Genomic DNA, 12,461 nt, shown 5'->3' with positions numbered 1-12,461 from the left:
TCCCGTGTGTTCCGGGTGCAATCGGAGGGTTACCACGGGGCCGTGCTGTGCGAGGATATTGAGCGCTCCACGAGTCGGTCCATTTCAAAACCCCCCTTTGGAAGGATGCTCAGATGGCGCAAGACACCAGCACCGCTGCCGCCCGCACCAGCACCAGCAACGGCAACGGCAACGGTCAGCAAGTCCAGAGCCTGGAAATGCTGCGCATGGGCCTGGACGAGATCCGCCAGGAAGCCCAGAGTGCGCGGCAGTACGCCCAGCAGGCGCAGAACCTCGCCCGCCAGGTACAACAGCAGGCCCGGCAGGTACAGCACCAATCCCAGATCGCACAGAGCCAGGCCAACCAGGCCGCGCAACAGGCCCAGCAGGCCCGCCAGCAGGCTCAGCAGGCACAGAACCAAGCCCAGCAGGCGCAGAGCGAAGCCGACCGGTCGCAGAGCCAGGCCCAGCAGGCCCAGGCCGACGCCAACCAAGCCAACCAGCGCTGTCAGTCGGCGCAGGACCAGGCTGATCAGGCCGCCTACCTCGCCCAGCAGGCCGAGGAACAGTCCACCCGGGCCCAGGACCGCGCGATGCAGTGGGAACTGCAGATGCACCAGATGCGTCAGCAGGTACGGTAGATGTAGTTCGCAGCGGGCAATTACAGGGCAGCGGCCTTGTACGCCTGCGCGGGGCCCGGTGAAATCGATTTCACCGGGCCCCGCACCGTCGGCTCGCCCGCTGAATCAGCGGCGGATTCCGGTACAGGTAACCGGGACAGCTCACAATTGCGCTTTTGATAATCGCCGCGTGTCCCTGTCGACGGCAGCCGATCGGACCTCTACCGCAGCACGGCACAGAGTTTGTACTCGGCACACGCGGACCCAGGATCACCGCAAGCCTATACGGTCGAGAACAACCCGGGAGAGCGATTCAGGTGCCTCCTCGGGGATCCAGTGACCTACTCCCTCCATCACTAGCAAGCGGTACTCCGCGTCCACGTACTCCGACGTGGCGTCCACACCGGACCGCGCCGACTGCTCCGCGGGGACCGTATCCCCGAAACCTGCCCGCAGACCCGCACAATCATTCGCCAGCAGCAACTCCTCGGGTGCGCCGGGCTGCTGGAAAAATGCCATGTACTCGGACTTTTCGGCCTGCACCGGATCGATCTCGCGGGCCCGGGCGAACGCCGCCGGATGCGGTACCGAAACCGCGGTGAGCGTAGCCACCCGATCCGGATACCGGGCCGCAACATCCCAGGCGACGATCGCACCCCAATCGTGGCCGACCAGATGAATCCGACGCAGGCCCAGCGCATCGCAGAGGCCGACGATATCGGCACGGAGCTCGGAAAGGCGGTAGGACGCAACATCCACGGGGCGGGCTCCGGGCGAGTAGCCGCGCTGTTCGGGGGCATACGAGCGGACTCCCTGGGAGCTGTGTTCCGCTACGCCGTCCCACGACGCGGCGCTCTGTGGAAATCCGTGCAGCAGCAGTGCCTCGGCTCCGTTCACCGGGCCACCGGGGTGGACCCGCACTTCGAAATCGAATTCACCGACACGCACTGTGCGAAGTTCACCCCTGGGCATGGCTGCATGCTAGCCAAAGCCGGCACAAGCTGCTAGACAGCTGTACAGATATATGTCCCGAACCCGCCGGGGCAGGTAAGCCGCGCCGGGCACCGACACGAAGGAACGGCTATGAGCACACCCGGGCAGACCACGATCATCATCGGCGGCGCCTCCGGAATCGGCTGGGCCACCGCCCAACTCCTCGCCGGCCGCGGCAATACCGTCATCATCGCCGACCTCGACGGCACCGCCGCCGGCACCCGAGCCACCGAACTCGGCGCAAACACGGCCGGACACCAGGTCGACGTCACCGACGAACAAGCAATGCGGACCCTGTTCGATACCGTCGCCGCCGACCACGGGCCGATCGATACGGTCGTCGACTGCGCCGGAATTTCCCATCCAGGAACGATCGCCGACCTCTCCCTCGCCGACTGGAAAGCCACCGTAGACGTCTGCCTCACCGGAGCCTTCCTCACCGTCAAACACGCCGCCCACACCATGCGCGACGGTGGCTCCATCGTGCTCGTCGCCTCACTCAACGGACGGCAACCGGGCGTGGGGATGGGCGCATACTGTTCGGCGAAGGCCGGGGTTCTCATGCTCACCGAGGTCGCCGCCATGGAACTCGCACCACGCGGAATCCGTGTGAACGCGGTCAATCCCGGCTTCGTCCACACACCCCTTACCCACGGCGCCACCCTCGTACCCGGACTGGTCGAGGAATACATCGAGAACACGCCACTGGGTCGAGCCGGCACACCGGCGGACGTCGCCCGCACCATCGCTTTCCTCACCTCCGGCGACACCGGCTGGATGACCGGCGCTGCGATCGACCTCAACGGCGGAGCACACACGATGCGGTACCCGAATATCGTCGAACGAGTCGCTGATATGACTGCAACGAGTACAGACACGGCGTGAGGACGAATCTCTCCCCTCCTTGTGTAGTCGAGATCGGATTGCTGAGTGTGAGATGAGGGAGATTAATGTATAGATGCGCATATCCATGTATCCGCCTATGTTTAGTAAGGCTGATCCCGGGCGGGGTTCTCGGGCATCCGCCCTACGGACGGGGCCCACTCGGCAGAGCAGGCTTCGACCCTCCCCGTGCGGCCGGTCCACACGCGCCGCCTCCCCGCAAGTGGGCCACTCCCCCGCCCCCGAGTACGCATCTCACGGAAAGTTGAGCAACCGGTCGAACTCCGTCGCCGCCGGTGCCGGGGTCGCGGCGGACACCTTCGGCGAGAATCAGGTGATGGACAAAGGCATGCTTCCGGATCAGTGGACCATCGAGGAGGTGCGGCGACGAGCGCGGGACAGCACCGTGGAGTTGTTGGATTCCAGCACCCCGGTCTTCCTGGCGCCACTCGACCCCAGCCGAGGCGTCTCTTTGAAAGTCGATCTGATCATCGGATTCACCGGCCTGTGTCTCGCGCGCTGCGCCGACGACGGCGAGTGGTACATGGGCCATCGGAGCGGGCCAGGAGAGCCGATCTTCTGCTGGTCCGGCTACGGCACGGATCTCGGCACGGCGATCGACGGCCTGTAGGACAACGCCCAGCACCGATGTCGGCGGTCGCGAAGCGCTGCTGTTCGGGCCGTACGCCAGTGTTCAGTACGCGGCCACCGAAATACGGGCCACCCGGCCGAGCTTCGCGGCATTGCACCGGGCGAACCTCCTCCGCCCGCTCGCCGCGGGACTGCACAAGTGGGTGCGGACAGGTCTCGTGACGACAGTCCACTCCCCTGTCTTTGTATCGGTTCGGCGCGTGAGTGGTCGCGACCGAACAGCCAAACCGTCGGAGGAAATCAATGATTGGATGCGCATATCTATGTATCTGGATCGTTTTGCGTCATGCCTTGTCGGGGGTCCGGTCGTAACCGCCGAAAAACCAACGGATATGGCGTAGCTGCTGGTCAGCGTCGGCGTTCGGCTCCCGGGCCCAGGATCGAGGTCAGCTCGCGCATCGCCTGCGGGGACGGTTTGAAGTAGCGGCGCAAGTTCTCGGCTTTGCGGTGGCGGGACTTGGCCATCAGTTCCAGCAGGCTGGCTCCTGATTCTCCGAGGTGGGTAAGTCCGGAGTGGCGTAGTTCGTGCAGCGCCGCGATCATGGAATATCGTGCCGGTCATGACCACGGATGACTGGTTGGCCGACACCCGAACCTCGTATGACACGGTCGCGGTCAGCTATGCCGACCAAGTGCGCGGCGCCCTCGCCGGACACCAGTACCTTCGCGCGGCTCTGGCGTTGTTCGCCGACAGCGTGCGGACCGCTGGCGGCGGACCGGTCGCGGACGTCGGCTGCGGCCCCGGTGAAGTCACCGCCCACCTGCATGAGCTCGGTGTCGATGCCTTCGGTATCGACCTCTCCCCGGCGATGATCGACGTGGCCCGGCGCGACCACCCCGGCCTGCGGTTCGAGGTGGGCTCGATGACGGAGCTGAACCTGCCCGTCGCTTCGGTGGCCGGCCTGCTCGCCTGGCAGTCGTTGATCCACATCCCCGACGACGAGGTGCCGACTGTATTCGGGCGCTTCCACCGAGCGTTGCGTCCCGGCGGACCGTTGCAACTCCTGTTCCACGTCGGCGACGAGTCGCTGTTGAAGACGGAGGGCTACGGCGGTCACCCGATGAAGGTCCATGTCCACCACCGTCAGCCGGACCAGGTGGCATCCTGGCTGCACGATGCCGGATTCGTGGTCGAGGCCCAGCTGCTGCTCGACCCGGATGCGAAAGCTCAGCAAGCGATTCTTTTCGCACGCAGTAAGTCCTAACCTCTGCATTTGTCGGGCTCGCCACTGGCCGGGTGTGGCGGGTGATCATCTGGCACTCCGGACGCCAGTGGGCGTGCATCACCGCCGATAAGCTGCGGATCGGAGTCGAGGGCGCCCCTACTCATTCGGCTACGTCGCCGGACCGCACTATCCGCGAGCTCGGGACCACGACTGGACAGCGGACCTGATCCGGACATGACGACCACCGAATGGCTCGGCCGCGAGCACACGAACCGGGCCCTGGGGTAGCGCCGGGCCCGGGTCAGAACAGGGTGTCGCGCACCCGCAGCGAGGCATCGGTAACCAGCAGCGCATCCAGCTCCGCGCAACGCGCCGGAGTGAACTCATGCGCCAGGCGATCGTAAGTCTCGCGCTGGGCCTGCTCGCGGGCATCAGCGATGCGTTCGACCATGCTCACCGGGCCACCGCGTCGCCACGAAACTGCCCCCCACACCAACCAATAGCGTTGGGAGCCAAGCCAACCAGCAACCGGCCATCGCCGCAGACCGAACCAGGGCCTCACCGGCAGTCAGCTGCGGCTACGCCGTATCCGTTGGTTTTTCGGCGGTTACTACCGGAACCCCTTGTCGGCAGAACGCCGGATCGGTTGGGCTTCGGCCGTTAGGCTGTTGCGTCGGGACCAGTGCCGGGCCGTGCATGGCCAGGTGCAGAAGAGGAGGCCGATTCGATGGGGCCATGGAACCGTCGTCGTTTTCTTACCACCGGCGCACTCGCCGCCGGGGCGCTCGCACTGGGTACGGGACCGGTGGCCGCACGCCCCGCTCCCCCACTGGAGGTCGCACCACTCGGACCTGAATTCCTCTGGGGGGTCGCATCGTCGGGGTTCCAGTCCGAGGGGCATGCACCGGACAGCAACTGGACGCGCTATATCGCGGCCGGGAAAACCGAAGACCCTTACCATGATTCCGTCGATTTCTACTCACGGTTCCGTTCCGATATCGAGCTCGCCGCGCAACTGGGTGTGCGGGTGTACCGGATCGGAATCGAATGGGCGCGGGTGCAACCGCGTCCGGGCGAATGGGACGAGGCCGGGTTCCGGTTCTACGACGAGGTTGTCGCCGCTATCCGGGCGGCGGGGATGCGGCCGATGCTCACCCTCGACCACTGGGTGTATCCGGGATGGCAGGCCGAACTCGGCGGCTGGCGGCGCGCCGGAATGGTCGACGACTGGCTCGCCAACGCCCGCATCGTCGTAGACCGGTACGCGGCAGCGGACCCACTGTGGATCACTTTCAATGAACCCGCGGCCTATCTCATGAACGAGGTGCGGCACGGCGGGATCGGCGTCGGCGATATCCCGGTGATGCAGCAACGGATGGCGCTCGCGCACGACGCCGCCTACGACCATATCCACCGCGTACAGCCGGGGGCGATGGTCAGCAGTAATGTCGCCTACATCCCGGCCGCCGACGACGTGATCAACGGTGCGTTCGTGGACCGGATCGGCGGGCGGCTCGACTACATCGGAATCGACTACTATTACGGGTTTTCACCACACAGCCTGCTCACCCAGTTCCCGGACCCCGGGAAACTGTGGACGCTGTCACTGCAGGCGGAGGGTATCTACTACGCGCTCGACCACTACGCGCGGCGGTTTCCCGGTAAACCGCTCTACATTGTCGAAAACGGGATGCCGACCGAGAACGGCAGGCCCCGCGCCGACGGTTACCCCCGGGCCGATCTGCTGCGCGATACCGTCTACTGGCTGCAGCGAGCGGCCGCCGACGGGATGAACCTCATGGGCTACAACTACTGGAGCCTCACCGACAACTACGAATGGGGTTCCTACACCCCCCGGTTCGGGCTCTACACCGTCGACGTCCGCACCGACCCCGCACTCACCCGCCGCCCCACCGATGCCGTCGCCGCCTACACCGCCATCACCCGCCGTGGCGGTGTGCCCGGCGATTACCGGCCCACCCGGGCGCCGGCCGACTGTTCGATCGTGGACGGATTGTCCAGTTGCGCCGATCAGGTGACCGTGCCGCGCTGACCCGGTATGCACCGCGCCGCCGAGGCGGTACACCGCCCGGACCGGCCGGTCGTGCGAGACTGACCGGGTGAACGGGGAGAAGGACATCCGCAACGACAGTACCGGCGCGTCCGCCGCCACCCGGCTGGACCGGGGGGACGTGATGGGTTCCGGGGTGCTGTGGCTGGCGAAGTGGGCATTGTGCATCGTGGCGATCGCTGCCGGAGCCTGGGTGCTCGGGTTCCTGGCGGCGAAACTGTGGGTGGTGCTGCTGCCGGTACTGCTGGCGATCGTGATCGCCACAGTGCTGTGGCCGCCGACCGGACTGCTGATGCGGGCCGGGCTGCCGCCGGCAGCCGCCGCATCACTGACCCTGGTGGGATTCATCGGGGTGCTCGCGGGCGGGATCGCACTGATCGTGCCGTCGGTGGTCGATCAGATGCCCGAACTCTCCGACAAGGCCACCGGCGGGATCAACACCGTACGAGACTGGCTGCAGGGGCCGCCGCTGAACATCCGCGACGAACAGCTGGATTCGGCGGTCGACGCGGTCGTCGAGCGGGTGCAGTCCAGTGCCGAACAGATCGCTTCCGGCGTTTTCACCGGCGTCAGCACCGCGACCTCGGTCCTGGTCACCATCTTCCTCGTCCTGGTCCTCACCTTCTTCTTCATCAAGGACGGGCTCAAATTCGTGCCGTGGATGCACAAGTTCCTCGGCGGCCGCAGCGGGCGGCATGTCGAGGAAGTGCTGGTCCGGGTGTGGCACGTACTCGGCGGGTTCATCCGCACGCAGGCGCTGGTCAGCTTCATCGACGCCTTCTTCATCGGCCTCGGCCTGGTGATACTCGGGGTGCCGCTGTGGGGCGTGCTGACCGCGCTGACCTTCCTCGGCGGATTCATCCCGATGGTGGGCGCTTTCGTCGCGGGGGCGCTGGCCGTGCTGGTGGCGCTGGTGGGGAACGGATTCACCACAGCGTTGATCGTGCTGGTGATCATCATCGCGGTACAGCAGCTCGAGGGCAATGTGCTGCAGCCGGTACTGCAGAGCCGGACGATGAAACTGCATGCGGTCGTGGTGCTGCTGGCAGTGACCGGGGGCGGCACGCTGTACGGGATCACCGGGGCGTTCCTGGCGGTCCCCGTGGTAGCCGTCGTAGCGGTCGTGATCCGCTATATCAGCGAACAGATCGATGTGCAGGTCGCCCGGGCCGGTGGCGATACCGAGGCCGCCGAACAACCGGTACCGGTCGACGACGCCGGCGTCCCGGAGAACAGGTAGGCGGTTCAGGCGCCGAGCAGCGATTCCAGTGCCGCGATATGGAGTTCGAACACCTGACCCCGGTCGGTGAAAGTATCGCCGCCGTACATATCGAAGACGTCGAAACTCACCGCCCCGAACAGAGTGCACCAGACGGTGAGCGCCCGAGCCAGCGCCCAATCGGGCAGGTCCACGTCGAACTCGTCGCGGATCCGGGTGAAGTCCCGGGACAGCGGGCTCGGTACCGGCGGCTCCACCGCGGGACGGGTGAGTAGTTGCCGGGCGTGGGCCGCTTCGATGATCCGGATCAGAATGAGGATCACCCGGGTTCCCGGGATAACGGTGCGGTCGGCCGGGGCGGTGTAGCCGGGGACCGGGGTGCCGAACAGCAGCCCGTACCACGCCGGTTCGGCCAGCGCCCAGGTGTGGACGGCACGGGCGGTGATCCGCAAGCGTTCGATCGGATCGTCGCCGGCGTCGGCCAGCGCGGCGTCGACGGCGTCACCGAGGGCGTCGTAGCCGTCGACCACCAGCAAGGTCAGTAGTTCGTCCCGGCTACGGACGTAGCGGTACACCGCCGAGGAGACCACGCCGAGATCCCGGGCCACAGCGCGTAGGGACAGCGCTGCCGCGCCGCCGGTGGCAAGATGTTCGCGCGCGATGCGCAGGATATCCGACATGGTCTGGGCGCGGGCCCGGGCACGAGGAGTGGTCACCCGCCCCAGCCTGACCATTTCAGAGAGCGGTGTCAACAAAAGTGATCAGCGCTCGCAACAGCCTGTGTTAATGTTACCGCCAGTCACTGCTGACCCTTCCGAAGCAAGGAGTAGTCCATGGCCGAGGCGACCGCGGATTTCGATGTTCTCGTCGTCGGGTCCGGGTTCGGTGGCAGTGTCACCGCACTACGACTGGTGGAGAAGGGTTATACGGTCGGCGTACTCGAGGCCGGTCGCCGCTACGCCGACGACGAGCTGCCGAAGACGAGCTGGGACCTGCGTAAGTTCCTGTGGGCACCGAAATTGGGATGCTACGGAATCCAGCGCATTCACCCGCTGCGCAATGTCCTCATCCTCGGCGGCGCCGGCGTCGGTGGCGGTTCCCTCAACTACGCCAACACACTCTATGTCCCGCCGGAGCCGTTCTTCCAGGACGCGCAGTGGCGTGATATCACCGACTGGCGCGCCGAGCTCACGCCCTACTACGACCAGGCGAAACGAATGCTGGGCGTGGTACAGAATCCGCATATGACCCCGGCCGACGAAGTGTTCCGGAAGGTCGCCGAGGATATGGGTGTCGGCGACACCTTCGTGCAGACACCGGTCGGCGTATTCTTCGGCGAACCGGGGGAAACCGTGGCCGATCCCTACTTCGGCGGCGCCGGACCGGCTCGTACGGGCTGTGTCGAATGCGGGGACTGTATGGTCGGGTGCAAATACGGCGCGAAGAACACCCTGGTCAAGAACTATCTCTATCTCGCCGAACAGGCCGGGGCACGGGTCGTGCCGATGACCACGGTCACCGAACTGCGGCCGCAGGCCGACGGGAGCTGGGTCGTCACCGCGCAACGTACCGGCGCGTGGCTCCGCAAACAGCGCACCACCTACACCGCGCGGCAGGTCGTGGTCGCCGCCGGCACCCTGGGCACCCAGCGGCTGCTGCACGATATGCGCGACCGCCGGATCCTGCCCGACCTGTCCGACCGGCTCGGCCTGCTCACGCGCACCAACTCGGAGTCCATCGTCGGGGCCGCCACGAAGAAGCTCGCCCCCGGCCAGGATTTCACCCGCGGCGTCGCGATCACCTCATCGATCCACCCGACCCCCGACACCCATATCGAACCCGTGCGCTACGGGAAGGGGTCGAACGCGATGGGTCTGCTCCAGACGCTGATGGTCGACGGTGGCGGTCGTATTCCGCGCTGGCTGCGGTTCCTGGGGATCGCGCTGCGGCATCCGCTGTTGCTGATCAGTTTCCTCAGCGTACGCAACTGGAGTGAACGCACCATCATTTCACTGGTGATGCAGCATCTGGACAACTCCATCACCACCTACACCAAACGCGGTCTGTTCGGCCGCAAACTGACCAGCCGCCAGGGCCACGGTCAACCCAACCCGACCTGGATCCCCGCGGGTAACGAGGCGACCCGGCGGGTGGCCGAACAGATCGGCGGCACCGCGGGCGGCACGTGGGGCGAGGTGTTCAATATCCCGCTCACCGCGCATTTTCTCGGCGGAGCCGCCATCGGCGCGGACCCCGATACGGGGGTGATCGACGCCTACCACCGGGTTTTCGGTTATCCGACGCTGAGCGTGGTCGACGGGGCGGCGGTATCGGCGAACCTGGGCGTGAACCCGTCGCTGACCATCACCGCACAGGCCGAGCGGGCCGCCGCGTACTGGCCGAACAAGGGCGAGCAGGACACCCGGCCACCGCAGGGATCCGGGTATCGCCGGATCGCGCCGGTGGCGCCGAAAGCACCGGTGGTGCCGGAATCGGCACCGGCCGCACTGCGGTTGCCGATCACCCCGGTCACCGATCCCGCGGCGGGCTGAGCCGGGATTCGACCCGCGAAACGGGGCTCAGCACGCGGCCTCGGACAGCTGTCAGCCTTTGAAGTACACCAGCTGATGGCTTGTCGCCAGCAAGGTACCGTCGTGTCCCCACAGGTGGGCGTTCTGATCGAAATGGCCGTGCGCGAAGCGATGCGCGCGGGCGCTGCCCAGCAGGTATTCCGCGCCCTGGGCGGCCAGTTCGGCGGCGGTGGCGTGGTAGTAGACGGTGAGCGAGATCGTTCCGGCAGGTAGGTACCGGCCCTGGCGGAGGAAGACCCGCGGGTAGAACGCGTCCGACATCGCCGTGAGCGAGGCGAAATCGAGCGGGCGGGCCGGCCGGTCACGCAGCCAAAGAGTGCTCACCGAATCCGGGCTTGCGGGGTGCGCTTCGATCGGAGCCGGTTCGGGGACGGCGCCGGTGACGAAGCGCAGATCGTAGTTGCGGCCCCACGCGATGAACTCTGGGAACTCCTGCGGTTCGGCCTTGTCGGGCCCCGGCACCGAAGGCATCGCGAGTTCCATATCCGACCAGGTATCGCGGCGGATCCCGAAGACCGCGGTCGCGGTGGTGGTGATCGCACCGTTCTGGGCGAGCTCGAGCTGCCAGTGCTGATTCGTGCGGTTGGTGCGGACCGGACGGGCGGTGATCTCGAACTCGCCGTCGGCGATCGGGCCCGCGTAGTTCACCGTCAGCGCCAGCGGGTCACCCATTCGGTCGGGATGTCCTTCGATCGCGCGCAGTAGCGCCGCTGCGGTGACACCACCGAACGGGCCGACCATATTCGCGTAGTCGGGACAGGTCCGCCCGGTGACACGGCCTCCGCCGAGGTGCTCGGTGGCGATCGCGGTATCGAAGGGATGGGGTGGCGCATCGATCCCGGTCACGGGGTCCTCCTGGTGGATAGTGCCGATGTTCGAGTGGTGGGACGAATATAAGTATGACAACATACATAGGAATGGGAGGCAACAGGAAGCGGTGCGATGCCACGACGTAAGGATCCGGACGGGCCCCGGGCGGCGATGATCCGTAGCGCGATCTCGCTCATCCGCCGGCGAGGTGTCGCAGCGGTGTCGTTCGCCGATGTCCTGAACGCCAGTGGCGCACCCCGCGGATCGGTCTATCACCACTTCCCCGGAGGCAAGGCGCAACTGGTCACGGAGGCGACCGAGGTCGCCGGGGCGCGGGTCACCGAAGAACTCGAGCGGGTACTCGATACGCCGGATACCTCGGTCGCATTACGGGAACTCGCCGAGACCCTCGCACGGGGGCTCGACCGCGGCGATTACGCGGTCGGCTGCCCGATCGCTGCGGCCGCGCTGGGCAACGAGCCGGATGCGGTCACCGCCGCGGGGGCCACCTTCGATACCTGGCGTGAGCTGATCGCCGGGAAACTCGTCGGCGACGGAGCACCGCGGCAACGCGCCCGGTCGGTCGCGGTGCTGGTGGTCAGCGCCCTGGAGGGGGCCCTCATCGTCGCGCGCACCGAACGCGACCCCGCCGCGCTCGATACCGTGGTCGAGGAGTTGAGCATCCTGTGCCGGTCCGCGGTCGGCGCGAGCGCCGGGGCGGCGTTCACTCGACGGGACGGGTCTTGATCGCGTCCCGCGAGATGTAGACGTCGTACTCCCCCGGCATCGCGATCACCGCGTTACCGTAGGCAGAACGCACGAACGGCGAGGTGAACCAGCGGTCCTCGGTCATCTCACGGAAGAAATCGCGATCACCGCCGTTGAGCAGGACATGGTCCTGTCCGGTCGCGACCCCGTCGAGCCGCTGCCCGTACAGGCGCGACACCTTGTAGCCGGAATGGAAGCCGAGCGCGTTCACCCACGGCTGCAGTTCGACGATCTGCGCCTGCAGTACCCAGAGATCGCCGGTCACGCGATACGTGCTGCGTTCGGCCGGAACCCCCTCCTCGTCGAACAGCGTCAGATCGACCTCGAGCCGGTGCTCGGCATCGGCGACCGGGGTCACCACCACGTGCGCGGCGCGAATCTCGCCCGTCAAACCCAGATAGGTCTGGACGAGGGTCGCCGTCCACAGCACCAGTGCCGCCGCAGCCAGCAGTACCAGCCCACCCCCGCCGCGTAGCAGTGAAGACCGGGGCCTTTTCCTGCGCAACGCCACCAGCGCCGAAATCACCAGGGCTACACCGGCGATGATCACGGCGATCGCACCGGCCTGCAGCACCCCGAGGTCCACCGGGTAACTCATGGGCCGGTTATACCCCGTCCGGGAACATCCGGCAGCGCAAACAGCGTCCCGGATTATCCGGCTTCGGAAACCCCGGGTACCGCGTCCGCCGGTGTCCGGCACAACGATGCGAA

At 66.5% G+C, this 12,461-nt stretch carries 14 protein-coding genes; 8 read left to right on the top strand and 6 right to left on the bottom strand.

Translation table 11 applies throughout. The features are described from left to right. Positions 1-113: 113 nt before the first annotated feature. Positions 114-620: a hypothetical protein gene (locus IU448_RS02125; RefSeq protein ID WP_195053796.1), complete on the top strand. Its 507-nt coding sequence runs from the start codon at positions 114-116 to the stop codon at positions 618-620. 249 nt (positions 621-869) lie between these two features. On the opposite strand, the gene IU448_RS02120 is transcribed toward IU448_RS02125, so the two are convergent. After that, positions 870-1,571 carry an alpha/beta fold hydrolase gene (locus IU448_RS02120; RefSeq protein ID WP_195053795.1) on the bottom strand — a complete coding sequence of 234 codons (702 nt, stop codon included), beginning with the start codon at positions 1,569-1,571 and terminating at the stop codon, positions 870-872. Positions 1,572-1,682: 111 nt separating this feature from the next. Between IU448_RS02120 and IU448_RS02115 the strand changes: the two genes are divergently transcribed. Together IU448_RS02115 and IU448_RS02110 are read left to right on the top strand one after the other, a co-directional pair. After that, positions 1,683-2,477: an SDR family NAD(P)-dependent oxidoreductase gene (locus IU448_RS02115; protein WP_195053794.1), complete on the top strand. Its 795-nt coding sequence runs from the start codon at positions 1,683-1,685 to the stop codon at positions 2,475-2,477. A gap of 262 nt (positions 2,478-2,739) precedes the next feature. After that, positions 2,740-3,105 (top strand): hypothetical protein, encoded by a 366-nt coding sequence (locus tag IU448_RS02110; RefSeq protein ID WP_195053793.1) that lies wholly within the window; start codon positions 2,740-2,742, stop codon positions 3,103-3,105. A gap of 368 nt (positions 3,106-3,473) precedes the next feature. Here IU448_RS02110 and IU448_RS02105 read toward each other — a convergent pair whose 3' ends face one another. Next, positions 3,474-3,668 (bottom strand): hypothetical protein, encoded by a 195-nt coding sequence (locus IU448_RS02105; protein ID WP_228811990.1) that lies wholly within the window; start codon positions 3,666-3,668, stop codon positions 3,474-3,476. Positions 3,669-3,685: 17 nt separating this feature from the next. On the opposite strand from IU448_RS02105, the gene IU448_RS02100 reads away from it, so the two are divergent. Further along, a complete protein-coding gene (locus IU448_RS02100) occupies positions 3,686-4,330 on the top strand; it encodes a class I SAM-dependent DNA methyltransferase (protein ID WP_195053792.1) in 645 nt (214 codons plus the stop codon). Positions 4,331-4,592: 262 nt separating this feature from the next. Here the strand turns inward: IU448_RS02100 and IU448_RS02095 are convergent, their stop codons facing one another. Continuing rightward, positions 4,593-4,748, bottom strand: coding sequence for a hypothetical protein (locus IU448_RS02095; protein WP_195053791.1), 156 nt, complete (start codon positions 4,746-4,748; stop codon positions 4,593-4,595). 270 nt (positions 4,749-5,018) lie between these two features. Between IU448_RS02095 and IU448_RS02090 the strand changes: the two genes are divergently transcribed. Both IU448_RS02090 and IU448_RS02085 read left to right on the top strand, forming a co-directional pair. Next, entirely contained in the window at positions 5,019-6,344 is a 1,326-nt protein-coding gene (locus IU448_RS02090) for a family 1 glycosylhydrolase (protein ID WP_195053790.1), read from the top strand. A 142-nt stretch (positions 6,345-6,486) separates the two neighbouring features. Beyond that, positions 6,487-7,602 (top strand): AI-2E family transporter, encoded by a 1,116-nt coding sequence (locus IU448_RS02085; RefSeq protein ID WP_195054975.1) that lies wholly within the window; start codon positions 6,487-6,489, stop codon positions 7,600-7,602. 5 nt (positions 7,603-7,607) lie between these two features. On the opposite strand, the gene IU448_RS02080 is transcribed toward IU448_RS02085, so the two are convergent. Then, positions 7,608-8,315, bottom strand: a complete 708-nt coding sequence (locus IU448_RS02080) for a TetR/AcrR family transcriptional regulator (protein ID WP_195053789.1) — start codon at positions 8,313-8,315, stop codon at positions 7,608-7,610. Between the two features lie 99 nt (positions 8,316-8,414). On the opposite strand from IU448_RS02080, the gene IU448_RS02075 reads away from it, so the two are divergent. Beyond that, on the top strand, positions 8,415-10,133 hold the full coding sequence (locus IU448_RS02075) for a GMC family oxidoreductase N-terminal domain-containing protein (protein ID WP_195053788.1): 1,719 nt from the start codon (positions 8,415-8,417) through the stop codon (positions 10,131-10,133). A 51-nt stretch (positions 10,134-10,184) separates the two neighbouring features. Here IU448_RS02075 and IU448_RS02070 read toward each other — a convergent pair whose 3' ends face one another. After that, positions 10,185-11,018 (bottom strand): acyl-CoA thioesterase, encoded by an 834-nt coding sequence (locus IU448_RS02070; protein ID WP_195053787.1) that lies wholly within the window; start codon positions 11,016-11,018, stop codon positions 10,185-10,187. 96 nt (positions 11,019-11,114) lie between these two features. Here IU448_RS02070 and IU448_RS02065 point away from each other — a divergent pair, with 96 nt between their 5' ends. Then, positions 11,115-11,729 carry a TetR/AcrR family transcriptional regulator gene (locus IU448_RS02065; protein WP_195053786.1) on the top strand — a complete coding sequence of 205 codons (615 nt, stop codon included), beginning with the start codon at positions 11,115-11,117 and terminating at the stop codon, positions 11,727-11,729. Here IU448_RS02065 and IU448_RS02060 read toward each other — a convergent pair. Next, a complete protein-coding gene (locus IU448_RS02060) occupies positions 11,707-12,348 on the bottom strand; it encodes a hypothetical protein (protein WP_195053785.1) in 642 nt (213 codons plus the stop codon). The two genes, IU448_RS02065 and IU448_RS02060, sit on opposite strands and share 23 nt — an antisense overlap. Between the last annotated feature and the right edge of the window lie 113 nt (positions 12,349-12,461).

Source organism: Nocardia flavorosea (genome assembly GCF_015477805.1).
Lineage (GTDB): Bacteria > Actinomycetota > Actinomycetes > Mycobacteriales > Mycobacteriaceae > Nocardia > Nocardia flavorosea_A.
Note: the sequence above shows the minus strand (reverse complement) of the source record. Positions and strands in the feature narration are given on the sequence as shown.

What these genes read in the sequence shown, in the direction of transcription:
- IU448_RS02100 (WP_195053792.1), top strand. Translation starts at nt 3,686, where the DNA reads ATGACCACGGATGACTGGTTGGCCGACACCCGAACCTCGTATGACACG.
- IU448_RS02080 (WP_195053789.1), bottom strand. Translation starts at nt 8,315, where the DNA reads ATGGTCAGGCTGGGGCGGGTGACCACTCCTCGTGCCCGGGCCCGCGCC.
- IU448_RS02125 (WP_195053796.1), top strand. Translation starts at nt 114, where the DNA reads ATGGCGCAAGACACCAGCACCGCTGCCGCCCGCACCAGCACCAGCAAC.
- IU448_RS02115 (WP_195053794.1), top strand. Translation starts at nt 1,683, where the DNA reads ATGAGCACACCCGGGCAGACCACGATCATCATCGGCGGCGCCTCCGGA.
- IU448_RS02085 (WP_195054975.1), top strand. Translation starts at nt 6,487, where the DNA reads ATGGGTTCCGGGGTGCTGTGGCTGGCGAAGTGGGCATTGTGCATCGTG.
- IU448_RS02090 (WP_195053790.1), top strand. Translation starts at nt 5,019, where the DNA reads ATGGGGCCATGGAACCGTCGTCGTTTTCTTACCACCGGCGCACTCGCC.
- IU448_RS02105 (WP_228811990.1), bottom strand. Translation starts at nt 3,668, where the DNA reads ATGATCGCGGCGCTGCACGAACTACGCCACTCCGGACTTACCCACCTC.
- IU448_RS02060 (WP_195053785.1), bottom strand. Translation starts at nt 12,348, where the DNA reads ATGAGTTACCCGGTGGACCTCGGGGTGCTGCAGGCCGGTGCGATCGCC.
- IU448_RS02075 (WP_195053788.1), top strand. Translation starts at nt 8,415, where the DNA reads ATGGCCGAGGCGACCGCGGATTTCGATGTTCTCGTCGTCGGGTCCGGG.
- IU448_RS02120 (WP_195053795.1), bottom strand. Translation starts at nt 1,571, where the DNA reads ATGCCCAGGGGTGAACTTCGCACAGTGCGTGTCGGTGAATTCGATTTC.
- IU448_RS02065 (WP_195053786.1), top strand. Translation starts at nt 11,115, where the DNA reads ATGCCACGACGTAAGGATCCGGACGGGCCCCGGGCGGCGATGATCCGT.